The organism is Rhodococcus sp. NPDC058521, from assembly GCF_042719695.1.
Classification (GTDB): domain Bacteria; phylum Actinomycetota; class Actinomycetes; order Mycobacteriales; family Mycobacteriaceae; genus Rhodococcus_F.
Genome location: NZ_JBHXNL010000012.1, coordinates 71,639 through 96,856, shown reverse-complemented (window position 1 = coordinate 96,856; position 25,218 = coordinate 71,639). Strand labels below are relative to the sequence as shown.

General features: G+C 64.6%; 27 protein-coding genes, 1 tRNA gene and 1 pseudogene. 9 read left to right on the top strand and 20 right to left on the bottom strand.

The annotated features are described in order from the left end of the window. Positions 1-44 precede the first annotated feature (44 nt). From ACFWO3_RS17515 to ACFWO3_RS17500, 4 genes are read right to left on the bottom strand one after another with little or no spacing between them, the layout of a single operon-like run. A complete protein-coding gene (locus ACFWO3_RS17515; protein WP_378580022.1) occupies positions 45-374 on the bottom strand; it encodes a winged helix-turn-helix transcriptional regulator in 330 nt (109 codons plus the stop codon). Beyond that, the gene (locus ACFWO3_RS17510; RefSeq protein WP_378580020.1) at positions 314-1,114 is read right to left on the bottom strand and encodes an MBL fold metallo-hydrolase; all 801 of its coding nucleotides are present in this window, start codon (positions 1,112-1,114) and stop codon (positions 314-316) included. Before ACFWO3_RS17510 ends, ACFWO3_RS17515 begins: the two co-directional genes overlap by 61 nt. A gap of 1 nt (position 1,115) precedes the next feature. Next, positions 1,116-1,586: a RidA family protein gene (locus tag ACFWO3_RS17505; protein WP_378580018.1), complete on the bottom strand. Its 471-nt coding sequence runs from the start codon at positions 1,584-1,586 to the stop codon at positions 1,116-1,118. Positions 1,587-1,591: 5 nt separating this feature from the next. Next, entirely contained in the window at positions 1,592-1,756 is a 165-nt protein-coding gene (locus tag ACFWO3_RS17500; protein ID WP_378580016.1) for a hypothetical protein, read from the bottom strand. Between the two features lie 54 nt (positions 1,757-1,810). Between ACFWO3_RS17500 and ACFWO3_RS17495 the strand changes: the two genes are divergently transcribed. Next, the gene (locus tag ACFWO3_RS17495) at positions 1,811-2,827 is read left to right on the top strand and encodes an ArsA-related P-loop ATPase (RefSeq protein WP_378580014.1); all 1,017 of its coding nucleotides are present in this window, start codon (positions 1,811-1,813) and stop codon (positions 2,825-2,827) included. Next, positions 2,824-3,963 (top strand): ArsA family ATPase, encoded by a 1,140-nt coding sequence (locus ACFWO3_RS17490; protein WP_378580012.1) that lies wholly within the window; start codon positions 2,824-2,826, stop codon positions 3,961-3,963. Before ACFWO3_RS17495 ends, ACFWO3_RS17490 begins: the two co-directional genes overlap by 4 nt. A gap of 15 nt (positions 3,964-3,978) precedes the next feature. Here ACFWO3_RS17490 and ACFWO3_RS17485 read toward each other — a convergent pair whose 3' ends face one another. Then, entirely contained in the window at positions 3,979-4,302 is a 324-nt protein-coding gene (locus ACFWO3_RS17485) for a WhiB family transcriptional regulator (protein ID WP_378580010.1), read from the bottom strand. A gap of 303 nt (positions 4,303-4,605) precedes the next feature. Here ACFWO3_RS17485 and ACFWO3_RS17480 point away from each other — a divergent pair, with 303 nt between their 5' ends. Further along, positions 4,606-6,960 (top strand): penicillin-binding protein, encoded by a 2,355-nt coding sequence (locus tag ACFWO3_RS17480; protein ID WP_378580093.1) that lies wholly within the window; start codon positions 4,606-4,608, stop codon positions 6,958-6,960. Positions 6,961-6,986: 26 nt separating this feature from the next. Here ACFWO3_RS17480 and ACFWO3_RS17475 read toward each other — a convergent pair whose 3' ends face one another. Continuing rightward, positions 6,987-7,454 (bottom strand): GatB/YqeY domain-containing protein, encoded by a 468-nt coding sequence (locus tag ACFWO3_RS17475; protein WP_378580008.1) that lies wholly within the window; start codon positions 7,452-7,454, stop codon positions 6,987-6,989. A gap of 67 nt (positions 7,455-7,521) precedes the next feature. Here ACFWO3_RS17475 and ACFWO3_RS17470 point away from each other — a divergent pair, with 67 nt between their 5' ends. From ACFWO3_RS17470 to ACFWO3_RS17455, 4 genes are all read left to right on the top strand, one after another. Beyond that, on the top strand, positions 7,522-8,493 hold the full coding sequence (locus ACFWO3_RS17470) for a metallophosphoesterase (RefSeq protein ID WP_378580006.1): 972 nt from the start codon (positions 7,522-7,524) through the stop codon (positions 8,491-8,493). A gap of 54 nt (positions 8,494-8,547) precedes the next feature. Then, positions 8,548-8,621 (top strand) — tRNA-Pro (locus ACFWO3_RS17465). 85 nt (positions 8,622-8,706) lie between these two features. Further along, the gene (locus ACFWO3_RS17460; protein ID WP_378580004.1) at positions 8,707-9,396 is read left to right on the top strand and encodes a haloacid dehalogenase type II; all 690 of its coding nucleotides are present in this window, start codon (positions 8,707-8,709) and stop codon (positions 9,394-9,396) included. Positions 9,397-9,417: 21 nt separating this feature from the next. Then, positions 9,418-10,356 carry an ABC transporter substrate-binding protein gene (locus tag ACFWO3_RS17455; RefSeq protein ID WP_378580091.1) on the top strand — a complete coding sequence of 313 codons (939 nt, stop codon included), beginning with the start codon at positions 9,418-9,420 and terminating at the stop codon, positions 10,354-10,356. Here ACFWO3_RS17455 and ACFWO3_RS17450 read toward each other — a convergent pair. The 6 genes from ACFWO3_RS17450 to ACFWO3_RS17425 all read right to left on the bottom strand — a co-directional run bounded on the left by ACFWO3_RS17450 (position 10,268) and on the right by ACFWO3_RS17425 (position 16,314). Beyond that, positions 10,268-11,071, bottom strand: coding sequence for a metal-dependent hydrolase (locus tag ACFWO3_RS17450; RefSeq protein ID WP_378580002.1), 804 nt, complete (start codon positions 11,069-11,071; stop codon positions 10,268-10,270). The genes ACFWO3_RS17455 and ACFWO3_RS17450 overlap by 89 nt on opposite strands. Positions 11,072-11,195: 124 nt before the next feature. Then, positions 11,196-12,185 (bottom strand): LLM class F420-dependent oxidoreductase, encoded by a 990-nt coding sequence (locus ACFWO3_RS17445; RefSeq protein ID WP_378580000.1) that lies wholly within the window; start codon positions 12,183-12,185, stop codon positions 11,196-11,198. A gap of 141 nt (positions 12,186-12,326) precedes the next feature. Beyond that, positions 12,327-12,800: a Dps family protein gene (locus ACFWO3_RS17440; RefSeq protein ID WP_378579997.1), complete on the bottom strand. Its 474-nt coding sequence runs from the start codon at positions 12,798-12,800 to the stop codon at positions 12,327-12,329. Positions 12,801-13,021: 221 nt separating this feature from the next. Then, positions 13,022-14,485, bottom strand: coding sequence for a catalase (locus ACFWO3_RS17435; protein WP_378579995.1), 1,464 nt, complete (start codon positions 14,483-14,485; stop codon positions 13,022-13,024). Positions 14,486-14,531: 46 nt separating this feature from the next. Further along, positions 14,532-14,969: a Fur family transcriptional regulator gene (locus ACFWO3_RS17430; RefSeq protein WP_378579993.1), complete on the bottom strand. Its 438-nt coding sequence runs from the start codon at positions 14,967-14,969 to the stop codon at positions 14,532-14,534. A gap of 31 nt (positions 14,970-15,000) precedes the next feature. Next, positions 15,001-16,314, bottom strand: a complete 1,314-nt coding sequence (locus ACFWO3_RS17425) for an MFS transporter (RefSeq protein ID WP_378579991.1) — start codon at positions 16,312-16,314, stop codon at positions 15,001-15,003. A 107-nt stretch (positions 16,315-16,421) separates the two neighbouring features. On the opposite strand from ACFWO3_RS17425, the gene ACFWO3_RS17420 reads away from it, so the two are divergent. Then, positions 16,422-16,787 carry a winged helix-turn-helix transcriptional regulator gene (locus ACFWO3_RS17420; RefSeq protein WP_378579989.1) on the top strand — a complete coding sequence of 122 codons (366 nt, stop codon included), beginning with the start codon at positions 16,422-16,424 and terminating at the stop codon, positions 16,785-16,787. 48 nt (positions 16,788-16,835) lie between these two features. Here the strand turns inward: ACFWO3_RS17420 and ACFWO3_RS17415 are convergent, their stop codons facing one another. The 7 genes and pseudogenes from ACFWO3_RS17415 to ACFWO3_RS17385 form a co-directional block, all read right to left on the bottom strand. Further along, entirely contained in the window at positions 16,836-17,546 is a 711-nt protein-coding gene (locus ACFWO3_RS17415) for a hypothetical protein (RefSeq protein WP_378579981.1), read from the bottom strand. Further along, positions 17,530-17,943, bottom strand: a pseudogene (locus ACFWO3_RS17410) (GMC oxidoreductase); the annotation flags it as partial. The pseudogene ACFWO3_RS17410 and the gene ACFWO3_RS17415, both read right to left, overlap by 17 nt. After that, positions 17,944-19,434 carry a flavin-containing monooxygenase gene (locus ACFWO3_RS17405; RefSeq protein WP_378579979.1) on the bottom strand — a complete coding sequence of 497 codons (1,491 nt, stop codon included), beginning with the start codon at positions 19,432-19,434 and terminating at the stop codon, positions 17,944-17,946. After that, positions 19,431-20,033: a TetR/AcrR family transcriptional regulator gene (locus tag ACFWO3_RS17400; RefSeq protein WP_378579978.1), complete on the bottom strand. Its 603-nt coding sequence runs from the start codon at positions 20,031-20,033 to the stop codon at positions 19,431-19,433. The genes ACFWO3_RS17405 and ACFWO3_RS17400 overlap by 4 nt, the downstream gene beginning before the upstream one ends. 46 nt (positions 20,034-20,079) lie before the next feature. Next, complete coding sequence (locus ACFWO3_RS17395) at positions 20,080-20,985, bottom strand: hydroxymethylglutaryl-CoA lyase (RefSeq protein WP_378579976.1); 906 nt, start codon at positions 20,983-20,985, stop codon at positions 20,080-20,082. Further along, on the bottom strand, positions 20,986-22,197 hold the full coding sequence (locus ACFWO3_RS17390) for a CaiB/BaiF CoA transferase family protein (protein WP_378579974.1): 1,212 nt from the start codon (positions 22,195-22,197) through the stop codon (positions 20,986-20,988). After that, positions 22,194-22,829: a TetR/AcrR family transcriptional regulator gene (locus ACFWO3_RS17385; protein WP_378579972.1), complete on the bottom strand. Its 636-nt coding sequence runs from the start codon at positions 22,827-22,829 to the stop codon at positions 22,194-22,196. Before ACFWO3_RS17385 ends, ACFWO3_RS17390 begins: the two co-directional genes overlap by 4 nt. 62 nt (positions 22,830-22,891) lie before the next feature. On the opposite strand from ACFWO3_RS17385, the gene ACFWO3_RS17380 reads away from it, so the two are divergent. Beyond that, entirely contained in the window at positions 22,892-23,386 is a 495-nt protein-coding gene (locus ACFWO3_RS17380) for an SRPBCC family protein (protein WP_378579970.1), read from the top strand. Here the strand turns inward: ACFWO3_RS17380 and ACFWO3_RS17375 are convergent. Next, positions 23,364-25,127 (bottom strand): multicopper oxidase family protein, encoded by a 1,764-nt coding sequence (locus tag ACFWO3_RS17375; protein ID WP_378579968.1) that lies wholly within the window; start codon positions 25,125-25,127, stop codon positions 23,364-23,366. The genes ACFWO3_RS17380 and ACFWO3_RS17375 overlap by 23 nt on opposite strands. Positions 25,128-25,218: the final 91 nt, after the last annotated feature.

Below are 25,218 nucleotides of genomic sequence, written 5' to 3'. Positions count from 1 at the left end.
CTCCCACTGTGAGTGGTTAGCGAGTCCAGGGACTCGCTAACCACTCACAGGGGGAGGAGGGTCGCTGCGGGCCCCGGTTCCGCCTCGACGTCCGCCTGCCGCAAGGGTTCGTGCCCGCTCGCGCATCGAACGACGGCCTCCACCGGCGCACCGCAGTCGCGATGCGTCACCTTCAACGCCGGACCCTCGTCGTCCGTACGGTATCGATCGCCCCATTGCAGCAACGCGATCTGGATCGGGTAGAGGTCGCGTCCCTGATCGGTGAGCCGGTACTCGTACCGGGTTCTGCGCCCTTCCTCCTGGCGAGCTGACCTCAGCCGCGCGAGCGCAGGTATCCGAGCTGGACGTTGACCGACCTCTCCGCAACCGGCCACAGGCTCGGATCGACATCCGAGTACACGTGTTCGACCACTGCCCGGGCGGACGCGTCCGCGCCGAGCGTGTCCAGCGCTGCTCGCACCTGCGCGAGGCGCTCCTCGCGGTGATCGAGATAGTACTGCGCGACGGCGGCGAGGTCAGGCAGATCCGGACCGTGACCGGGCAGAACCGTCAGGCCGTCACCGAGCGCGACGAGGCGACGAAGAGAGTCGAGATAGTCGCCCAGGTCTCCGTCGGAGTCGTCGAGAACCGTCGTCCCCCGGCCGAGAATCGTGTCGCCGGTGACGACTGCGGAGGGCTGCCCGTCCGCCTCGACGTGAATGGACACCGAATCCGCGGTGTGCCCAGGAGTCGGCAGAATGTGCAGTCTCGTGCCGGCGGCCTCGATGGTCTCGCCCGCCTCGAGGGCCGCACCGCCACGGAGAAACGCGGGGTCTACCGAACGGGTAGGCGCACCCGTGATCTCGGCAAATCGGTCCACGGCGCCGGTGTGGTCGTGATGACGGTGGGTGATCAACGTCAATTCCACCGAGCCCACGCCCGCTACGCGCTGCAGGTGTTCTTCGTCGTCCTCGTCGCCGGGGTCGACCACGACGATGCGGTCGCTTCCCGGCGCCCGAAGAATCCACGTGTTGGTGCCGTCCAGGGTCATCATGCCCGGGTTGTTCTCCAACATCACTGCGGCAAGCGGTGTCGCCTGCCGGAGCTGCGCGTAGGCGGGGTGGGTCGGAGTCATGTCAGCGCACTTCCGCGATCAGTTCGACCTCGACGGGCGCACCGAGCGGGAGCTCGGCGACGCCGACGGCGGATCGGGCGTGCACGCCTGCGTCACCGAACACCTCACCGAGAAATTCGGAGGCACCGTTGACGATGCCCGGCTGCCCGGTGAATCCTTCGGCGGAGGCAACGAATCCCACCACCTTGACGATCCGAACGACCGAGTCGATCCCGACGAGATCGTGGACGGCGGCAAGAGCGTTGAGCGCACAGGTACGAGCGGCAGCCTTCGCCGCGTCTTCCGACACACCGGCGCCGACCTTGCCTGTGACGGCAAGGTTTCCGTCGGCAATGGGCAACTGACCGGACGTGTGGACGTGGTTTCCCGTCCGCACGGCCGGGACGTAAGCCGCGACCGGAGGAACGACGGGCGGCAGCGTGATGCCGAGTTCGGTGAGTCGAGCGGACCAGCTCTGCGGGTTGTCTGCCACGCCGTTCAGCTCTTCGGACGTTTCAGGTAGGCCACGTGCTGCTCTCCGGTGGGGCCGGGGAGAACGGACACGAGTTCCCATCCATCGCCGCCCCACTGATCGAGAATCTGCTTGGTCGCGTGGGTGAGCAGCGGAACGGTTGCGTACTCCCAGGAAATCATTTCACTCATGCTGCTGACCCTATCCCGCGCACATCGGTGTCTCCGGACTTATAGGCTCGTCGCGTGGTTGCAACATCGGAGCAGCAGAGCTCGGCATGGCCGGACAAGACCGCACGGGCCCGTCTGCATTTCGTTTCGGGCAAGGGCGGCACCGGGAAGTCCACGGTTGCAGCCGCCTTGGCGCTGTCGCTCGCCGAGGGCGGACGACGGGTCTTGCTCGTCGAAGTCGAAGGCCGGCAGGGCATCGCGCAACTGTTCGACGTTCCACCTCTCCCCCCTCAGGAGACGAAGGTCGCATCCGTCGACGGCGGCGGCGAGGTGAATGCTCTTGCCGTCGACATCGAGACGGCATTCCTCGAATATCTCGACATGTTCTACAACCTCGGCTTCGCGGGTCGTGCGATGCGCCGATTCGGGGCCATCGAGTTTGCCACCACGATCGCACCGGGCCTCCGGGACGTCCTTCTGACCGGCAAGATCAAGGAGTGCGTGGTCCGTTCGGACACCTCGGGAAATCGGGTGTACGACGCGGTGGTCGTCGATGCCCCTCCCACAGGACGAATCAACAACTTCCTCGACGTGACGAAGGCGATGGCTGATCTCGCGAAGGGCGGCCCCGTGCGAGCGCAGAGCGAGGGCGTGGTTCGACTCCTTCATTCGGACGAGACGGCGGTCCATCTCGTGACGCTGCTCGAGGCGTTGCCGGTCCAGGAAACGGCTGATGCGGCAGCCCAGCTCGTTGCATCGGATCTGCGCCTCGGTTCGATCGTCGTCAACCGCACCAGCCCTCAGTTCCTGCCCGAGGACGCCATCGACGCGATCGCCGCCGGCGACGTGGACGCGGAGGCCATTCGCAACGGACTGAAGGGCAGCGGGGTCGAGCTCCCGGACGACGAGTTCGCCGGGCTGCTCACCGAGAACATCGAGCATGCCGCCGTGTTGCGGGCACAGGAAGAGAGTGCGGGCCAGCTGGGTGAGGTGGACGGCGCGCGACTCGAACTGCCGGCTCTCGCCGACGGAGTGGACCTGGGCGGTCTGTACGAGCTGGCCGAATACCTGAAGGAACAGGGTGTCCGATGACCAAATCCGGTGACAGCCACCGCCGAACCGCACCCGCACTCGACGTGGCGGGCATCCTCTCCGACACCAGGACTCGCGTCGTGGTGTGCTGCGGTGCCGGAGGCGTGGGCAAGACGACGACGGCCGCGTCGTTGGCCTTGCGCGCAGCCGAGCAGGGCCGCCGAGTCGTGGTGTTGACGATCGATCCGGCACGGCGTCTGGCGCAGGCTCTCGGTGTACAAGACCTGGACAACTCCCCGCAGCCGGTTCCGTTGGGTCCGGACGCGAAGGGCGAACTGCACGCGATGATGCTCAACATGCGTCGTACGTTCGACGAAATGGTCATCGAGCATTCGCCGCCGGAGAAGGCGGAGCAGATTCTGGCCAACCCCTTCTACCAAACCGTGGCCACCTCGTTCTCGGGAACGCAGGAGTACATGGCGATGGAGAAGCTGGGTCAGCTCGCCACGAGCGCCGAATGGGACCTCGTGGTGGTGGACACGCCGCCGTCGCGCAATGCTCTCGACTTCCTCGACGCTCCGCAACGACTCGGGGCATTCCTGGACGGCAGGATGATTCGCCTCCTGACCGCTCCCGGTCGGGGTATCACCCGGTTGGTCACCGGGGCCATGGGGTTGGCACTCAAGGGAGTGTCGACGATCGTCGGGAGCAGCATGCTCGCAGATGCGTCCAGTTTCGTTCAGTCCCTGGACTCGATGTTCGGCGGCTTCCGCGAACGCGCCACCCGTACGTACGAATTGCTTCGGCAGCCGGGTACCGAGTTCCTCGTGATTGCCGCGGCAGAACCGGACGCGTTGCGTGAGGCTGCCTTCTTCGTCGACCGGCTCTCTTCGGAGGACATGCCGCTTGCCGGTTTGGTACTCAATCGGACCCATCCGACGCTGTGCGCACTGTCGGCGGACCATGCGCTCACAGTGGCCGAGCAGCGAGACGAAGCCGATGACGCACTAACTGCGGCAGTTCTTCGGGTCCATGCTCACCGCGCGGTGATCGCGAAACGCGAGGTGCAATTGTTGACCCGCTTCACCGCGGCGCACCCGAGAGTTCCGATCGTGGGAGTTCCGTCGTTGCCGTTCGAGGTCTCCGACCTCGAGGCACTGAGGGCGGTCGGGGATCAGCTCACTCGAACCAACTGATCCCGACCCGCACGATCACACCGCAGACTTGTGCTGGCGCTGAGCTTCGAAGAAGTCGGACCACGACACGACCTCCGGATGTTGCTTGAGGAGCGCACGGCGCTGACGCTCCGTCATTCCACCCCAGACGCCGAACTCGACACGATTGTCGAGCGCGTCCGCGCCGCACTGCATCAGTACCGGGCAGTGTCGGCAGATGGTTGCTGCCTTGCGTTGTGCTGCCCCCCGCACGAACAGCTGATCCGGATCTACTTCTCGGCACCGAGCCTGAGTGACCCAGGCAATTCGAGCTTCGGCCTGCTCGACGTCGAGACGACTGGTTGGGGTGGTCATATGCATTCTTTCCCCTCTCCGAGTCCGTGCGCGTGTCCGGCGCACGGAGTATCCGCGCAGGCATTCCGCTCGTAACACGAGCAACCTGCACCACATCGGCAATGAAGTGTTATCTCCATCACACTGTTCACATAATTTAGGTAAAGAAGCCGCAACGCGCAAGACGGACGATCGCTGTTTTTGGTACGACCGTGCATCAGACGTGTTCAGGGCGGTTTTCGAGGAAAAAAAGGGGTTTGCTGGGGGCATCCGCCCGGCTCACTCGCAGCAACTGCACGTACTCTGTAGCGCGTGTCGATCGCAAAAACGGTGGCGAAGCTCGCAGGCTGCTCCGCCCTGGCAGGTGTACTGCTCGCAGGAGTGATGTTTCCGCTGGCCGGTGGGTTCGGCTATGCCTCGAATCGTGCGGCGGACACCGTCGACAACGTTTCGGCAGAGCTGGTCGAAGGTACGGTCCCCGCCGTCTCCACGATGACGGACGTCGCCGGCAACCCGATTGCGTGGTTGTACGACCAACGCAGATTCGAGGTACCGAGTGAGCAGATCTCGGACCAGATGAAGCTGGCGATCGTGTCGATCGAGGATCGCCGTTTCGCCGAGCACCAGGGCGTGGACTGGCAGGGCACGCTCCGCGCGTTCCTCACCAACACCAGCAGTGGTGAGGTCCAGCAGGGCGCGTCGACCCTCGACCAGCAGTACGTGAAGAACTACCAGCTGCTCGTCGTGGCCAAGACCGACGCCGAGCGCCGCGCTGCGATCGAAACGACACCCGCCCGCAAGATCCGTGAGATCCGGATGGCGTTGACGCTGGACAAGGAGCTGAGCAAGGAGCAGATCCTCACTCGGTATCTCAACCTGGTTCCGTTCGGTAACGGCTCGTTCGGTGTCCAGGACGCTGCACGCACCTACTTCGGGATCGACGCGTCCGAGCTCGATGCGAAGCAGTCGGCCATGCTCGCCGGCATGGTGCAGTCGAGTTCGGCACTGAATCCGTACACGAACCCGGACGGCGTCGTCGATCGACGCAACGTGGTCCTGGACACGATGATCTCGAACATCCCTGATCGCGCCGACGAGTTCCGCGCGATGAAGGAAGAGCCTCTGGGTGTTCTCCCGGAGCCGAACCGCCTGCCGCGAGGCTGCATCGCTGCAGGTGACCGAGGGTTCTTCTGTGACTACGCACTCCAGTACCTCGCCAGCGCGGGTATCAGCCGCGAGCAGATCGAACGTGGTGGGTATCTGATCAAGACCACCCTCGATCCCGCTGTGCAGGACTCGACCAAGCGGGCCCTCGTGGAGAAGGCGTCGCCACATCTCGACGGTGTCGCCAACGTGATGAACGTGGTGCAACCGGGCCAGGATCAGCACCGCGTGCTGTCGATGGGCAGTAGCCGCACCTACGGTCTCGACGCCAACGCCGACGAGACCGTACAGCCGCAGCCGTTCTCGATGGCGGGCGCGGGTGCCGGATCGATCTTCAAGATCTTCACGACTGCGGCGGCGATGGAGAAGGGGCTGGGCACCAGTGCCACTCTCGACGTGCCCAGGCGGTACGACGCGCGAGGCATGGGTAGCGGTGGCGCCGAAGGGTGTCCTGTGGCCACGTACTGCGTGGAGAACGTGGGTAACTACCCGGCGTCCATGTCGGTCACCCAGGCGCTGGCCCAATCCCCGAACACGGCGTTCGTGAAGTTGATCGAAGCAACCGGTGTCGAGCCGACCGTGGACATGGCCGTCCGGCTCGGGCTGCGCTCGTACGCGAACCCGGGCACGTCCGGCTTCGACGATCGCAGCATGGCCGACTTCCAGAAGGACCAGAACCTCGGTTCGTTCACCCTAGGTCCCACCTGGGTGAATCCGTTGGAGCTGTCGAATGTGGCCGCCACCCTCGCTTCGCACGGAAAGTGGTGCCCACCTACGCCGATCGATTCGATCTTCGACCGTGAGGGCAAGCCCGTATCGCTCACCCAGCAGGCCTGTGAGCAGGTGGTCGATCCCGGTTTGGCAGACACTCTCGCAAACGCGATGAGCAAGGACGATCAACCGGGCGGTACTTCGGCAGGAGCCGCCAATGCGGCCGGCTGGACCCTCCCGATGTCGGGAAAGACCGGTACCACCGAGTCCCACATGTCTTCGGGATTCCTCGGTTTCACCAACAACCTCGCCGCGGCGGTCTACATCTTCGGCGACTCACCGACACCCGGTGAGATCTGCACGGCGCCGCTGCGTCCATGCGGGGACGGCAATCTCTACGGTGGCACCGAACCCGCCCAGACCTGGTATTCGGCCATGAACCCGATCGTGAACAACTTCGGCCCGACGAACTTGCCTCCCGTTTCCGACAAGTACGTCCGCGGGTCCCAGAACGGACAGGTACCCGATGTGTCGGGTCTGACCCAGGCCACCGCGACTTCGCGTCTGCAGGAGAGTGGATTCCAGGTGAACGCGGTGACCACCGAGAGCGACGCGAAGAAGGGCACCGTCACGGGAGCGTCGCCTTCGGGTTCGGCGATTCCGGGGTCGACCATCACGATCTACATCAGCGACGGATCGGTTCGGGCACCGTCACAGAACCCGGCGCCGCGCCAAGGAGGCGGTGAGGCCCCGCCACCGATTCAGATTCCGGGGCTCCCACCGATCCAACTGCCCCCTATCCCTCGATAGCGGGCCTGGGCGGTTGATCGAACAGGTCAGAGGCGGGCTTTGACGGCTGCCGAGATTCGGGAGCCGTCGGCCTTGCCTCCGGCCAGGCCGGTGGCCACCTTCATGACCTGCCCCATCTGCTTCATGCCTGGGCGGTGTCCGAGTTCCTCGGCAACCTGCGCGATCGCGGTGTCGACGACCTCGGCAAGTTCGGCGTTGTCGAGTGGGGTCGGCAGGTACTCGTCGATGATCTGAGCCTCGGCGTGCTCCTTGGCCGCGAGCTCACCGCGCCCATTCTCGGTGTAGATCTCGGCGGCCTCACCGCGCTTCTTCGATTCCTTGGACAGAATCTTCAAGACGTCGTCGTCGGTGAGCTCCCGAGCCTCCTTTCCGGAAACCTCTTCTTTCTGTACGGCGGCCATGAGCATCCGAATGGTCGAGGTGCGCAACGCATCCTTGGCCTTCATCGCAGCGGTCATATCAGCGCGAAGGCGATCTTTGAGTGAGTCCGGCATGAGCGGAACGCTACGCGCCCTTGGTCACAATCGGCATCTCGATTGCGTCCATCAGTATCCTGGAGTGGTGTCCGACCAGCTCCGAAACAATCTGACCCGCGCTGCCGTCGCATCGGCGAGCGCTGCCGCACTCGGGATCGGCTACTCCGCCCTCGTGGAACGCAACGCGTTTGCGCTGCGCGAGGTGACGATGCCAGTCCTCGAACCAGGCGCATCCTCGCTGCGTGTGCTGCACATCAGCGATCTCCACATGATGCCGGGGCAGCGGCTCAAACAGAACTGGCTGCGTGAACTGGACCGCCTGGACCCCGACCTGGTGGTCAATACCGGCGACAATCTGTCGCACGCACGCGCGGTTCCCTCCGTCGTGCAGGCCATGGGCAATCTACTGGCTCGGCCGGGGTTGTTCGTGTTCGGCAGCAACGACTACTTTGCGCCGAGGCCGAAGAATCCGGTTCACTATCTGACGAAGGCCAACAAGCGCGTCCTCGGGGACCCATTGCCCTGGGGTGATCTCCGGGCAGCCTTCGCCGAGCGTGGTTGGTTCGACGTCACGCACGTGCGCCGCGACCTCGAGGTCGCGGGCGTTCGCATCGCTTCGGCGGGCGTCGACGATCCGCACTTGAAGCGCGACCGTTACGACACCATTGCGGGCCCGCCGAACCCGTTGGCCGATCTCCGTCTGGGTATCACCCACTCCCCTGAGCCACGCGTGCTCGACCGCTTCGCGGACGATGGTTACGACCTGGTCCTCGCCGGCCACACGCACGGCGGTCAGTTGTGCCTGCCGTTCTACGGGGCCCTCGTCACCAACTGTGAACTCGACCGTTCGCGGGTGAAGGGTCCGTCGAAGTGGGGTGCACACACCCAACTCCACGTCTCCGCCGGCGTAGGCACGTCGCCGTGGGTTCCGCTGCGCTTCTGCTGCCGACCGGAGGCCACGCTTCTGACCCTTGTGGCTTCGAAGAATCGCGGGCCGGAGGCAGGTTCGGATCGGGTCCGGAACACCCCGTCCGAATCCACCGCACTTCGAGGATGACCTGCGGATTTAATGCCCGCTCCTTCGATACTGTAAGCTGGCCGAGGTTCAACACGGGGTGTGGCGCAGCTTGGTAGCGCGCTTCGTTCGGGACGAAGAGGTCGTGGGTTCAAATCCCGCCACCCCGACAGCGAGTTGAAGCACAGGAGACCCCCTCCGGCTGAGAAATCAGTCCGGACGGGGTCTCTTCACGTTGGTGAGCAGGGGGCGATCATGTCGGTGAAAGTATTGGCGTTCGACACTTTCGGAACGGTCACCGACTGGCATTCCGGCGTCAGTGGAACCCTGAACGATCTCTTCTCCGATCTCGACGGCGCCGACCTCGCTCGGCGGTGGCGAGGCACCTACGCGCCGATCATGGCGGAAGTCGAGAGCGGAGAACGGCCCTGGACCCTCCTGGACGATCTGCAGCGTGAGACCTTGAACAAGCTGCTGCGCAACGAATTCGGCGTCACAGCGAGCAGTGATCAGCTCGACCGGGCCGTGCATTCGTGGCATCTCATTCCGGGATGGCCGGACGCAGCGGACGGTATTCGTCGCCTGAAGACGAAGTTCGTCGTATGCGCACTCAGCAACGGAAACGTTGCTCTGCTGACCGAGATGGCGAAGAACGCCGGCCTCGAATGGGATTTCGTCGGAGGTTCCGACCTGTGGGGCCATTACAAGCCCTCCCCCGCCACGTATCTGGGGCTCGCCGACCTCATGCAGGTCGACCCGAGGGAGGTGATGATGGTGGCAACGCACGCAACCGACTTGGAAGCCGCCCGATCGAACGGCCTGCGGACCGCGTACATCGACCGCCCCGACGAGTTCGGCACCGGCGATAAACCGAACGGCGCATCCGACCTGGACGATTTTCACGCCACCGGACTGGACGACCTCGCCGATCGATTGGGGTGCTGAGCGTTCACCCGCGCCGCAGCCATCGCCCTGGCCGTCACTTTTCTCGCCGCGTGCGGCACCAACGATGCAGGCCAGAGCTCGGGGAACAGCGATGTGACCACCGGTGGGAAACTGTTCTCCACTGCGGACGAGGAGACAGCACGGCTCGGCAGCGATGCGGAGCCCGGTGCATTTCCTCGGACCGTCGTCCACGCCAATGGTGAGGCGACTCTCGACGAGAAACCCGAACGCGTCATCGTGGTCGACGGCGGAAAACTAGACGATGTCCTGTCCCTCGGCATCACCCCGGTCGGCATCGCAAGCCCGGAGAGTGCCGCCGGTCAGCCGTCCTACCTCGAGGACAAACTCGAGGGCGTCCCGAAGGTGGGCACCACCAACAACCTGAACCTCGAAGCAATCAAGGCACTCGAGCCCGATCTGATCCTCGGCAGCAAGCTGCGTGCGGACAAGCTGTATCCGCAGCTGTCCGAGATCGCACCCACCGTCTTCGGCATCCGCCCCGGGTGCCCGTGGAAGGAGGACTTCCTGCTGGCCGCGGATGCGCTCGGAGAGGAGACCCGGGCCGAGGAAGTCCTGAACGACGTGGGACTTCGCCGCCCGGACATCCAGAACATCGACGAACTCGCCGTCGAGGTCTCGCCGGAGACGATCAACGAGGCCGACGGGGATCGACTGTTCTACTCCAGTTACGGCGGCGCCGAGGCGACCGACGAACAGTCTGTGGTCGGCGGACCGTTGTGGAGCACCCTTGACGCCGTCGAGTCCGGGCACGCAACCGCGGTGAGTGACGAGACCTGGTTCCTGGCCCTCGGTCCGGCCGGCGCCATGCTCGTGCTGGACGACCTGGAGAAGATGCTCGCGTCCCGACCGGTCAGGACGGAGACGGAACGAACGCGTCGTAGATCGCCTCGGGGGCGCCGTCTATCGCCCACACACCCAACGCGAACACCGCGATGGTGAGTGCCGGACCCAGCACGATCTTCTCGAACGGCCCACCTGCCCGGATCGACAGGAATGCCGGCAATCGGAACTCCCACCAGTGTTCTCGCGCCCACGGCACGAACGGTGCGAGGAACGGCACACCTTCTTTGGTGATCGCGTCACCGAGACAATGGGTGGCGCAGCCGAGCGCTACCGCCACACCCAGCCCCAACGAGCCGGCCTCGGTGGGGTACCACTGCCAGGTCAGTGCCGAGAAGACGGCAGCGAGCAGGGAGACCACGAGCCAGCCCTTCTCCTTGGCGAACTCCCCCGCCAGGCCGCGCAGCGCAAGCCCTATCGCGAAGAACAGGACGCCGATGATCGCCGGCTTACCGAAGTGCACCACCAGCGCCGTGACACCGGCGCCGAGGCCTGCCGCGAACAGCGCCGTGTGAGTCAGCGTCCGGTGGCCGCCACGGCGTTTGCCGTCCTTACTCCCTTTCGTGATCGTGTAATAGCCGAGCGAAATCGAGTCGATCACTCTGGCAAGCGCTTTGCTCAGCGGGCCGAACGACCGGGCGACAGTGGACTGTGTGCTATCGAGATCCGGCAGGAGAGTGGCGCCCGCACACACCGCCGCGAACGTGAACGTCTCTGCCGTGGACGTGGGCCCGCCCCAATCAGCGGGGAGAACATCGGCGACCACCAGCCCCACCGCCGCACCTGACATCGCATGGGTAGGGCCCATCACCATGGAGGACAACACCTTTCACTCGCAGTTCGAGGCGTAGCCGTCCACGCGCATCCGTCCGTTCAGCAGTGCGGACAACCTAGCAATGCGGTCCGACACTTCACCAATTGCCCGTGGCCGGAATGCGTCAGCCGAAGGCAGACCGGAGCGCCGCGAGCAGCGGCACGGCGGCCTCCGCCAGGAAGGCTTCCTGCGAGTCACCACCGATCTGAATCAACGCGACGTCGTCGAATCCCGCTTCGTGATACGGACGCACCGCCTCGACTATCCGGTCCAGGTCGGGTCCACACGGAATATTCTCCGCCACATCGCTTTCGCGAACGAACTGCGTCGCTGCGTCGAAGCTTGCCGGTGTCGGCAACTCCGCATTGACTGCCCAACCACCGGCGAACCAACGGAATTGGTCTCGCGCTCGCGCCGTCGCCGCCCCGGTGTCACGATCCCAGCAGATCGGGATCTGCCCGATCGAACGACCACCGGCTTCGAAACCGTATGCACCGCTGTGAACGTGAGACCATTGGGTCAACAGGTCGGCATCCGGCGAAACAGCGATCAAGCTGTCCGCGAGCGGGCCGAACTTCTCGACGGATTTCGAACCCGACATCGCAATCCCGATGGGAATCGGCGTGTCGGGCAGATCCCACACCCGCGCAGACTCGACGTCGAAGTATTCGCCTTTCCACGTGACCAGTTCGCCCGTGTGCAGTTCCCGAATGATCTGCACAGCTTCCACGAACATATCCTGGCGAGCATCCACGGACGGCCAGCCTTCCCCGACGACGTGCTCGTTCAGATTCTCGCCGGTACCGAGCCCCAGAGTGAATCGACCATCGGCCAAGATCTGCATCGTCGCCGCCTTCTGCGCGACCACTGCGGGGTGATAACGAATCGTGGGGCAAGTGACGTAGGTGACCAGATCGACGGTCGACGTTGCATGCGCCACGGCGCCGAGGACGGACCACGCGTATGGAGCGTGTCCCTGGGATGCCAACCAAGGCGAATAGTGATCGCTGCACACCTCGAAATCGAAACCGGCCGACTCGGCGCGCGCGGCGTATTCGACGAGCTGCTTGGGACCGCTCTGTTCGGTCATCAGCGTGTACCCGAAACGCGTCATAGGGGAACCACTCCTCTGTGCGGTGGTCGATACGGTGTGGGCCACTTCTGGCCCCCTACCGCTTACCTCCAGAAGCCGACGGCCAAACAAGACGACCCCCGCACAGCGAGCGCCGTGCGGGGGTGGTTCACAGGAAGGGAGTCAGACGACCTGCGCCTGCCACATCCAGTGCAACTGCTCGAGTCGCGCCGTGATGGCAATCAGCAGATCCTGAGTGACCGGGTCGGCCGATTCGGTTGCGGTGACTCGCTCGCGTAGCCGCTCGATCACAGCCGCAAGATTACCGACGACGGAGGCGATGACCTCGGTGTCCTTGGTCCAGCCTTCGCCGAATCCCTTGGCTCCGGAATCCGTCGCCACGGTGCCGGCTCGCCCGTCCGGGCTCACACCGATCGCGGTCGCCCGCTCCGCGGCCTCGTCGGTGAAGTCACGCGCCGCGGTGACGAGTTCGTCGAGCGCAAGATGCACCGAACGGAAGTTCTGTCCGATGACGTTCCAGTGCGCCTGCTTGGCGATCAGCGACAGGTCGATGAGGTCCACGACGGTGGCCTGCAGGGCCGCGCCGGTGATCTTCTGCTGTTCGGGAGCAAGTGTGCTGCTGATGGGGTTACTCATGTGAGTGCCTCACTTTCGTGTTCGACGGGTGATCGGCCGTTCGGGCCGTCACTTCGGCCACAACTTGGCAAAATCCTCCGCCCGGATTGGGCAATTCGGCCACCCCGATGGATGATGGAGGTGTTCGTTTCACGATTGGAGGAGGGTCGTCATGGAGACGGTGGTCGTATTCGTTCTCGCCTGTGCCATTTACTGGTTCGGCTTGATGTGAGGTCGTCCGGTCAGCTCTCCTGACCGGCACGTACCCCTTCCTCGACTCGCTTGCCGAGGTCCGCGTCGACGTTCTTCCAGTACTCGAAGACGCGTTGCAGAACCGGCTCGCTGACGCCGCTGAGGGCATGTCCGACGATGTTGTTCACGAGCCGGTCGCGTTCCTCGTCGCCGAGCACCTCACGGACCAGCGTTCCGGCCTGGGTGAAATCGCCGTCCTCGGGATGCTCGACGTATCCGGTGCGCTCTGATTGCCCGTCGTAGTCCCACAGACCCTCGTCACCTGCCTGGGCCGGATCCGCGTGCGGTCCACCGTAGGAGTTCGGCGCATACACGGGCGTCTCCGGTGAGGCGGTGGAGTACCGCATCGCACCGTCCTTCGAGTACGAGTTCACCTGAGCCTTCGGGGCGTTCACCGGAAGCTGCGCGTAGTTGGCGCCGATCCGGTAGCGATGGGCGTCCGCGTAGGAGAAAACGCGACCGAGAAGCATCTTGTCCGGGGAGAAACCGATTCCCGGCACGATGTTGGACGGCTCGAACGAGGACTGCTCGATCTGAGCGAAGAAGTTGTCCGGGTTGCGGTTCAACGTCCACTTGCCGACCTCGATCAGCGGGTAGTCCTTCTGGGACCACACCTTGGTCAGATCGAACGGGTTGAATCGATACCCCTCGGCTTCGTCGACGGGCATGATCTGCACCTTCAGCGTCCAGCTCGGGAACTCACCGCGTTCGATCGCCTGATACAGGTCGGCGCGGTGGTGATCCGGATCGCTGCCGGCCAATTCGTCGGCCTCGCTCTGGGTGAGGGACTCGATGCCCTGATCTGTCTTGAAGTGGTACTTCACCCAGAAGCGTTCACCCTCGGCATTCACCCACTGGTAGGTGTGCGAGCCGAAGCCGTCCATGTGACGCCACGTCTTCGGGATGCCGCGATCGCCCATCAACCACGTCACCTGGTGCGCCGACTCCGGACGCAACGTCCAGAAGTCCCACTGCATGTCGTGATCACGCAGTCCGGAACCCGCAAGTCGCTTCTGCGAACGGATGAAGTCCGGAAACTTGCTCGGGTCCTTGATGAAGAAGACCGGAGTGTTGTTGCCGACCAGGTCGTAGTTGCCGTCGTCGGTGTAGAACTTGATCGCGAATCCGCGCGGATCGCGCCAGGTGTCGGGGCTTCCCTGCTCACCGGCTACCGTCGAGAACCGCACCAGCGATTCGGTCTTGGCGCCGGGCTGAAACAGCTTCGCCTTCGTGTACTTGCTGACGTCGCCGGTGACGACCAGTTCGCCGAACGCTCCGCCACCCTTGGCGTGGACAACGCGCTCGGGGACGCGTTCACGGTTGAACTGGGCCAACTTCTCGATCAGGTAGTGGTCGTGAAGCAGGATCGGACCCTGTTTGCCTGCGGTGAGCGAATCGTTGTCGCTGGCAACGGGAATACCGGAATTCGTGGTGGTTGCGGGTGTCTTGGGCATGACAAATCCTCCTCGTAGAGGGGTGAGCGAAGAACCTTGGTGTGGGTCAGGGGGCAGTGGCCGGTGCCGGCGTGCACTTCTCGCAGAGCCCCCAGAACACGACCTCTGCTTCGTCGACCGCGAAGCCGTGATTGTTCGACGGTTCGAGGCACGGCGCGTGGCCGACCGCACAGTCCACATCCACGACGGCGGCGCAGGAGCGACACACGAGGTGATGGTGATTGTCGCCGGTTCGGGCCTCGAAACGTGTCGGGGACCCCGCCGGTTCTATTCGGCGTAGTAGTCCGGCCGCCGTACACGCCTTGAGGACGTCGTACACGGCCTGGGTCGACACCGACCCGAGTTCACTGCGCACCCAGGTCGCGATGTCCTCGACATCCGAATGCGGTTGGGCTGTCACCGCATTCAACACCGCGACCCGTGGTGCAGTGACACGTAGGCCCACGCCGCGCAACAGCGCCTTGGGATCCGTTTCGTGTCTCATGTGAACCAGTATGGACCTTTTTTGGAATTAGTCAAGAAAAGGAGTTGTCGTGGACCTTGGCAGTGGTGGTTCCCAGAAATGCCGCGACGAGGCACACTCCCGCCGATACCAGCCATACCGGCGTGTACGAGCCGTTCAGGTCACGAACGAGACCTCCGAACAGAGCCATCGAGCCCGCTCCGATCTGATGAAAGACGTTGACCCAACCGAACGCCAGGGCGCTGTCGGCTCCGAAAAAGCTACGCAACAGGGCCAAGGTCGGAGGCACGGTCGCCACGTCGAGGATGCCGAACACCACCGCGAACGCGACCAGATTCGGACCGAGGTCGGCGGCGAACAGCAGCGGAAGTGCCGCAAGCGAAATACCCCTGCCGACGAAGAACACCGCGAGCAGCATCCTGGGTTCGATCCGGTCCGAGAGCCAGCCGGCCGTCACGGTGCCCGCGATGTTCGCGAACCCGACGACCGCAAGAAGGCTCGAGGCTGCCGTCGCCGCCATGCCGTGGTCGTGGGCAGCCGGCGTGAAATGACTCCACAGGAGGCCGTTCGTCGTGGCGCCGCACAGCGCGAACATGATCGCGAGGAGCCAGAATCGCCCATCTTTCGTGCAGGTCACCAATGATTCGATCGTGCGGGAAACCGGATTGCGTCCCCGAGGCGAGCACTTCGCCTCACGGCCCGCGCCGCCGTACGGGACGACCCCCACCGCCTGCGGACTGTCCCGCAAGAACACGACCACGCCGACGAGCGCCGCTGCGGCCAGCGCACCTCCGGCAAGGATCGGACCACGCCAGTCGGTGAGTGTGAGGACCACCGAGAGTAGAGGCAGCATGGCGAACTGACCGACGACACTTGCCGCGGTGAGCAATCCAGTCGCGAATCCGATCTTCTCGTGGAACCAGCGGTTCGCAACCGTGGCACCGAAGACCATCGTGATCGAGCCGGTGCCCACTCCGACCATCAGGCCCCACCACAGGACGAACCACACAACACTCGGAGCGAACTGTGTCATCAGGATCGAACTCGAAACGAGGATTGCAAGCGCCGACGCGGTGACTCTCCGCAATCCATAGCGCTCCGTCAAGGCCACCGCGAAGGGCGCGACCGCGCCGTACAGAACCATGTTGACTGCGACTCCCAGGCCGATTCCCGACCGGCTCCACCCTTTGGAATCGACGAGCGGCTCCGTGACAAGTCCGGCGAGCGTGGTGAACGATCCGGCGGCCACCAGAGCCGCCGAGGCAACCGCGACCATCGCCCACGCCGGATGAAAGCGTCGCCTGCGCGACGAGTCGGCGGTTGCACGGGAAGGCGGTGACCCCAGGGCGACGCTCGAATTCTTCATGGATTCGTTCTAACACCCAATGTCCATTGACGTAAGTATGTACATTTTCGTCCATATGGACCATGTGGCTACCATTGGACAAATCCATCCACAGTTGGGAGCCCGCCGTGACCGTTGCCGAGAGCGAGATTCGCAGTACCGTCCAGCGTGCAATGGAAGTGTGCCCGGTCGAGGTCGCGGTCGCCGTGCTGGGCGGATCCTGGAAGATGACCGTTGTGAAACACCTGCTCGAAGGCCCACTTCGGTACGGAGAACTCCGCCGACGGGTGGGTGACGTGACACCGCGAGTACTCACCAGGCAGCTGCGCGAGCTGGAGCAGGACGGGATCGTCATTCGGACCGCCTACCCGGAGGTTCCGCCCCGTGTCGAGTACTCACTCACGTCGACGGGATCCGATCTCCGCGGCTTCGTAACGGAGCTGAACACCTGGGGTGACAGATACACGGAACAAATCCTTCGACCACGTCGTTGAAACCCCTGTCGACGTCCGGACATGCCCCGGGCCTCACCCCATTCGTCGCTACGAGCGACCACTCGCCGAGAGGCGCTTGACGGACGTCGACCCCAGACCCTGTGAGTGGAGGACGGCACGGCCTGTGATCATGCGGCCATCGGTGATCACGAAGCCCAGGTGATCACCGGACACGAGCCACTCCCCGATCGACGGCCCCGCCGCCTGGACCGATACGCGCGCGAAGCGGAAGTGCCCTCGCAGCCGAGCGGACGCGCAGCGCAACCCTGCACCACCGGCGTCGGGCTGAGCGAATCCGAGTGCCCCTGTGATCGGCAGTCGCGGTCCGATCGGGCGGGCGGACGTCGATACGCGCCAACTGTCCGAGACTGCGGTGAAGGCACCGTTCACCTCCCCCACGAAGACCGCAAGCACCTTGGGCAACTGCCAATGCACCCGACCGCCGTGCACCGACGCCTCGGAGTCCACGGCGATGAACGGGACCGACATCCGTGGCAGCACACCGATTCCTCTGCCGGGCGCACGGAGCACCGGGCTTGCGAGGATCTCGCGGTACGGCCCCACCGGCGAATCCAGGTACTCCACCATCATCGCGAGGGTCAGCGGCAAGGTCGCGCCGACAGTTCCCGCACCGATCCGGCGCGCCCCCGGAGTGCTTCGGTGCCACCACAACGTGGCACGAACTCCTGCAGGCCAAGGCGGTGCCGAGCTTTCCGGCCATTTCACGCGATCCGTGGTCGATTCAGGGACGCTCCACACGGACAGGCTCCTCGCTGGTCGAAACGGTGGTCGGCAGGCGCAGCGCACCTGGTGCACCCTCGGGCACTACCGGCGAAACCGGCTCCACGGGTCGAATACGTACGTACGGCTCGCCCGTTTTCGGTCGGCCGTCCGCGTCACCCTTGTTGGGCCACAGCGCGAACGCCCATTCCGCCTGCGCGGTGATGGTCAGGGACGGGTTGACGCCGAGATTGGCGCTCACCACCGACCCGTCCACGACATGAAGTCCTTCGTGTCCGAACACCCTCAGATAAGGATCGACAACTCCGGTCTCGGCGGATTCACCGATCACACACCCGCCGAGAAAGTGGGCTGTCATGGGGATGTTCACCACGTCCGCGAGCGATCCGCCCGGATCACCGCCGATCTTGTCGGCTCATGCCGTCACCGCCCGCTTCGGCCGGCTTCTGGTGATGTAGTGGTCGGCATCGAAACGTGCCAGCTGTGAACGATATTCGAAGGTGAACGTTGGCCACTGAACCGAATTGCGACCACGCGCGTCGTGGTACCAGCTCGAACAGCCGCCCTTGTTCCAGACGGTGCTTCGCAGTGCGTCCTGGATCTCCTCGTTGTACTTTGCCTGAGCTTTTCCGGTGACCTCGATGGATTCGAATTCTCGCTGCCTCATCAGATTCACCGCGTCGGCGATGTACTCGGCCTGCGATTCGAGCATGTAGACGATCGAACTGTGTCCGAGATTGGTGTTGGGCCCGTACATGAGGAAAAGGTTGGGGAAACCGCTGACGGATGTTCCCTTGTACGCGGACGGGCTGCCGTCCCAGTGTTCTGCAAGCGTCCGACCGTCCGTTCCTCGGATCGCGTGCGAGACGGGAGGTTCGGTCGGCGTGAAGCCGGTCGCGAAGATGATGGTGTCCACTTCACGGGCGGTGCCGTATCCGTCGACGACGGTGTTTCCCTCGATCGACGCCAGTCGTGAATCGACCAGCGTGACATCCTGCCGATCGAGAGTCCGTAACCAGTCGTTGGACAACAGCATTCGCTTGCACCCGATGGTGAACCCGGGGGTGAGCTTCGCTCGCAGAGCCGGGTCACGAACCTGAGCGAACAGGTGCGCCTTCGCCGCCAGTTCGAACAGCGGGAGCAGGCCGGTCGCATGGGCGAGCACTCCCCCCAAAGCCTCACGCAGGGTGTACACCGACCCTCGCACCATCTTCTGTGTGAAGGGAAACTCCCGGTAGAGCGCCTTCTCGAGCTTGGGTAGCGATCGGTCGAGCCGCGGAACGACCCACGCGGGAGTGCGCTGAAATACGGTGAGGTGTGCGGTGGTGTCGACGATCTCGGGCACGAACTGGACTGCCGAGGCGCCGGTTCCCACCACGGCGACGCGCTCGCCGGACAGGTCGTGATCGTGATTCCAAGTGGCCGAGTGGAAGATCGTCCCTTCGAACCCGTCCAAACCAGGGATGTCCGGAATACTCGGGGTCGACAGTGCTCCGGTGGCAGCCACCAGGATGTCTGCGGTGAGAAGCCCCCGGCTCGTTCGCACCCGCCAGGTTGCTTCGACATCGTCCCAGCCCGCCTCGAGCAGTTCGCAGTCGGTGATTACCCGGTCGGCAATTCCGCTGTCGTGCACAACTTTCCGAAGGTAGGCGTAGATCTCCTGCTGTCGGGCGAAGGTGTGACTCCAACCCGCACTCGGAGCGAACGAGAACGAGTAGAGCGAGGTGGGTACGTCACACGCACACCCCGGGTAGGTGTTGTCACGCCAGGTTCCGCCCACGTCGGAACCTCGTTCGACGATCACCACGTCTGCGGTGGGATCGTCTCGAAGAAGCCGGGAGGTGAGGCCGATTCCGGCGAATCCTGCACCGACGACGAGTGTCCGTACGTGCTCGGGAAGTGTCACGAGTGCTCCATCTTCGATTCCCATACCGGCAGAAGTCTGTCGCGAAAGGCACGATCCGCATCCGGCGACCGGAACAGTGCGGATACCGCGAATCCGCGCACCAGTTCGATGCTGAGCTCGATCGACTCCGACGTGTATCCGTCTCCGAACACGTCCGAACACCCACTGTGGAGCGTCTCGGTGATCTTGCGTTCCAACGGGACCATCGCTTCGTGCAGCGCAGGATCGGTGCGCGCGGCGACCCACAGTTCGAGGGCAGCAAGGAAGAGCGGCCCGGAGAACGCGTCGGCGAGAATCTCGATACCGCGCTGCCTCGACTTGTCGACGGAAAGAATCTCGCCCATACGCTTTTCGACGAGGTGCTCGACTGCCGCCACCACGAGTGATTCCTTGGTCGGAAAGTGGTGAAGTTGAGCCCCGCGAGAGACGCCGGCTCTACGTGCAATCCCCTGCGTGGTGGTACGCGCGTACCCCAGCTCGACCAAGCTGTCGACAGTCGCGTCGAGGAGGGTGTTCCGCATGGTGGCGGTGCGCTCTGCCTGGGTTCGCGTCTGCCTGGACTGGGTCGACGGGTGTGTGTCTGGTGTCACACTCGGCACTGTAGGCGCCAAAATGAAAACAGTCCAGACTGATTTTACGTTTGGTTCACTCCGCGGCGGGCCTCGGCAGGCCGGCGCGCAGGAGGTTGCTCGGCACCGCGTGCCCGACGACGTCCTCGGCCACTCCGGCAGCCCTTATCGCTTCGGCGACGTCGACCCCGGTGTCCACGCCGAGGTCCGCCAGCATGAATGCCAACTCCTCGGTGGCGATGTTTCCGCTGGCACCGGGGGCGAACGGGCAGCCGCCGAGCCCACCGACCGAGGCATCGAGGTACCGCACACCGTGCTCCACGGCCGTGAGTGCACAGGCAAGTCCGACACCTCGCGTGTTGTGGAAGTGCGCGCCCAGATTCACCTCACCGAGGCGCGAGTGCACCGAATCCACAAGACGCGCAACACGACCGGGCGTCGCGGTCCCGATGGTGTCGGCTAACGAGATCTGATCGGCGCCGCACTTCACCGCGTGCTCTGCGATCCACAGCGGGCGCTCCTGATCGGTGGGGCCGTCGAATGGACAGTCCCACGCGGTCGCGATGATCACCTCGACCTTTCCGCCCGCGTCGTGAACGAGTCCGACTATCTCTTCGATCCGCGCGACAGCTTCCGAGGTCGAGGACTTGGTGTTCGCCTGGCTGTGACCGTCCGCGGCGGACACCACGTATTCGACCGTGCGGATCCCCGCCTCCAGGGCCCGCCTCGTGCCGCCGACTCCGGCCACCAGTGCGGAGAACTCGATGTTCGGCCACCGGTACAACTCGGCGGCAAGGTCGGCAGCATCGGCCAACGCCGGAACCGCCCGCGGCGAGACGAACGACGTCGCCTCGATGCGCGGCACACCCGTCGCGGCGAGCGCGTCGAGCAACCGGATCTTCGCGTCCAGCGGCACCGGATCCTCGATCTGCAGGCCGTCGCGAGGCCCGACCTCCCTGATGCTGACCGCCTCGGGAATCATTCAGATCACACCCTTCTCGTGCAACGCCTTTCGTTCCTCCGGCGACCTACCGAGGAGTTCGCCCCACACGTCGTCGTTGTCCGTTCCGGGTCTCGGCGCACCGGCCCGCCGCACCGAACCAGGAGTGTCGCTGAACGTGGGCACGATTCCGAACCCGAGAACGTCCTCGCCGATGCGGTCGTCGTGATGCGGAACCAGCATCCCCCGCTCCAGCAGTTGCGGATCCTGGACGACCTCCTCGACCGTGTTGATCGGCCCGGAGACGACACCCGCCGCCGTCAGCGTGTCGACGATCGCCGCGGGGTCCTGACTCGCGGCCCAAGCTCCGATCATCTCGTCGAGTACGTCCTGGTTGCGGCCGCGATCGACGTGGGTGCGAAACCGCGGATCCTCGGCGAGCTCGGGCACCCCCATCACCTCGCACAATCGGGCGAACAGCGTGTCCTGGTTGGCCGCGATCACCACCCAGCTGCCGTCCGCGGTGGCGTAGATGTTCGACGGGGCGATGCCGTCCAGTCGTGTTCCCGACGGTTGGCGCACGATGCCGCCGCGGTCGTAGTCCGGGACCGTGGACTCCTGCACGGCCAGGCACGACTCCGTGAGTGCGACGTCGACGACCTGACCACGTCCCGTCTCCTCCCGCGAGATAAGCGCAGCCAGAATCCCCTGCACGGCGAACATTCCGGCGAGGGAGTCGCCGAGCGACAGGGCGATACGCGGCGGCGCCTGGCCCGGATAGCCGTTGAGGTGCCGAAACCCACTGACCGCCTCGGCCACCGACGCGTAGCCGGCGCTGCTCGCCTTGGGGCCGGTCTGGCCGTAGCCCGACACCCGAGCAAGCACGAGGCCCGGATTTCGCGCCGACAACTCGTCGAATCCGAGTCCCCATTTCTCGAGCGTGCCCGGCCGGAAGTTCTCGACCACGACGTCGGCCTGTTCCACGAGGTCGAGGAACATTTCTCGCCCCTCCGGCACCCGCAGATCGAGAGTGACACAGCGTTTGTTGCGGGCGTGGACGGTCCAGAAGAATCGGTGACCGTCTTGTTCGGCCTGACCCCATGTTCGCAACGGATCCGGCCGGTCCGGGGACTCGATCTTGATGACGTCCGCGCCCATGTCACCGAGGAGTTTGCCGGCGAACGGTCCGGCGATCAGCGTGCCCAGCTCGATCACGCGGTAGCCGTCCAGCGGGCCCGCCACCGGTTCGGTCACGACAGTTCCTCCTCGGATTCGCCGGTCGACGCGCGAGAATTCTCGCCCGCCACTTCGCCCAGCATCGCGGAAGCGGCAACCGCGACCAGATCTGCGACGTAGTCGGGCATCGGTGCGTCTCCACGCAAGTATCGCCGCACGGACGCGTATGGAACATCCACCACCGCGATCGTTATACCTTCGAAGTCCCGCTTGGTGACCGCACCCATCCGTTCACCTGCCCGCCGCAGTCCCTCGACCAATCTCTCGTTCGCCTCGTCGAGCGCAGCGCGGGCCTGCCGATCCCAGTCCGAGTAGCCGAAGCTCTCGGGTCCGAACGACAGAATCTCGGCGTCGCCGCGGTGATCACCGCACCACGCCACGACGGCCCGGGCGCCTCGAACGAGCCCTTCTCTGGCGTCACCACCCTCGATCGCACCGAGAAAGACCTCGTGGAACCGGGTGAGGCTCCGCAGCCAGAGCGCGCCCAGAAGCTGCGGGCGCTCGGCGAACCGGTGGTACACCGACCCGCTCGGGGCACCTGCCCCGCGTGCCACTGCGGACATCGTGACCGCTGCGGGCCCGCCTTCTCGTACCAATTGGACGGCAGCGTCCAGCAGCGTGTTCTCGTCATACAACGGTTTCCTACCCACGAACAAGAGAGTAGTCTCTGATTTATATTAGAGATCGTACTCTATTATCGACTGGAGGAATCATGCTGGTACGCAATCTGCACACCCGGAGACTTGCCGCTGACACCGCTGACGTCGCCGCGCTGCTCGACTCGCTCTCGAGCGAGGACGATCGGCTGTGGCCGTGGGCATCCTGGCCGCCCATGCGATTCGACCGGACGCTCTCGATCGGCGCCCGTGGCGGGCACGGTCCGATCCGGTACACCGTCGCCGAGTACGAGCCGGGCCGCCGAGTGAGATTTCGGTTCGACGCCCCGAAAGGGTTCGACGGTTACCACGAGTTTCGGGTCGACGAATGCCCTTCCGGGATAACCGAACTGAACCATCTCCTCGCCATGGAGGCACGCGGCCGCGCACACCTCACCTGGCCACTCTTCTTCCGCACCCTGCAGGACGCCCTGCTCGAGGAATGCCTCGACAAGGCAGAAATGGCGATCACCGGGGAGGTTCGCACACCGTATCGCCGCACCCCGTACCAACGAACACTGCTGCGAATCATTGCACGAGTCGGTATCTGAGCATCATGTCGTGATCCTCGTGGTCGAGCATGTGGCAGTGCCACACATAGCCCTGCAGTGGCGCCGCATGGCCCCCGTGATGGTGTGTTCCCGCACCGAACACCGCATCGGGGTCGAATCCGAGTTCGTCTGCCGTGGGGAATCGAACCACGATGCGCGTCACCGAGTTCGGGTCCGCGATCACGGTGTCCTTCGATCCGGTCTCCCACGGCATTGGCGCGGACTGCGGCCCGATGACGAAAGGGTCCGGGTCGGGCGTCCAACGGGTACCCACGGCCGGAATCGGGTGCGCTTCCATTAGCCCTGTCGTATCGATCGTCTGACGGCCCAGCACCCGAAACATGACCAGGTGCAGGTGAATCGGATGCGGCTCCGCCGTGATGTTGACGATGTTCCACTGTTCGACCGTGCCCTGCCGAGGCATTTCGATGTCCTCGGTCGTGTAGTGCAAGTTGTTGAGCGACATCGTGATCGACGGGGACGCAAGCAGATCGGACAACTGCATCACCGACACGTTGCGCACGCGCTGCGGCCGCGCGATCTCCGCCAGACGCGACGGCGCGCCGGACCGTCCACGTAGCGTCTCCGGCACCGGCGCGGTGAATCCCCTTGCACCACTTACCAGGAAGCGACAGAACCTCGGCATCACCCGGACGCCCCGTTGCGCCACCCCCAAGGGGACCGGTTCGTCATTGCACAACTCCACCGTGTCCCCCGCCGCCAGCCCTCCGAAGTCCACGACGAGGTCCGCGCGCTCTCCGGGTCCGAGACGGACATGGTCGGTGGGCACCGGCGAGTCGAGTAGACCACCCTCCATTCCGATCACCCAGAACCGCATGCGGTTACCGAAATGCAGGTTCCACACACTGAAAGAAGCCGCGTTCAGAACCCGGAAACGGTACAGGCCACGGGCGACCTCGAGTTCCGGCCACACCTTCCCGTTCACGACACCGACGTCGCCTGGCGTCGCGACATCCCACGTCCCCTGCGGCGCAAGCACGTACGACCGGACGCTCTGCCTACCCGACTCGGTGAATATCTTGTCCTGCAACACGAGTGGGATCTCGAACTCTCCAGCCGGCAACCCGAGCGGATTGCCGACGGCGCCGGTGTCGTACTGGTCGCGCAACAGAAACATGCCCGCCAGACCGGCATACAGATTGAGACGCGTCACGCCCATCGCGTGATCGTGGTACCAGAGCGCGGACGCCTCCTGCCCGTTCGGAAACCGGTGCGCCAGTTCCTGACCCCGTCGTTGCGTGAGCTCGGGGTGCCCGTCGGACTCGGGTGGTGTGGAACCGCCATGAAGATGCAACGAGGTGGGCACGTCCGTCCGGTCATGATCCGACAACCCGTGCAAACTGGTGTCGACATCATCGGCAAAAGGGTTGTCCGCGATGTCGTTGCGGTACGCGACCGTGGTCGCCGTGCCCACCTCCGCCTCGACAGTCGGCCCCAGATAGTCTTCGCCGCCGTACGCCAACGCCGGCGACGACGGCAGATCCGGATGAAAACTGTGCATCGTGCTGCGGGCCTGCAACTCGATCGACGAGCCGCCGAGCACCGGCAGAATCGGCAACGACTGCCGGAACGGCTCGAGGTGCGGCGACGAAAAGACCAGAGGATTGGCCGGATCGACGTCGAACGGAAAGGCGCGCGCTGCACCCACACCCACCGCGCCGAGGCCGGCCCCGATCGCCAGCCCCCGCATCATGGTCCGCCGCGATACGCGTCCGCTCATCGGCTCCCCTGCCCCGGAGTGTGTCGTCCGTTCGGGACCCTACTCCGAGACGCCAAGGCCCGTGAGTGGTTAAGGAGTCCCTGGACTCGTC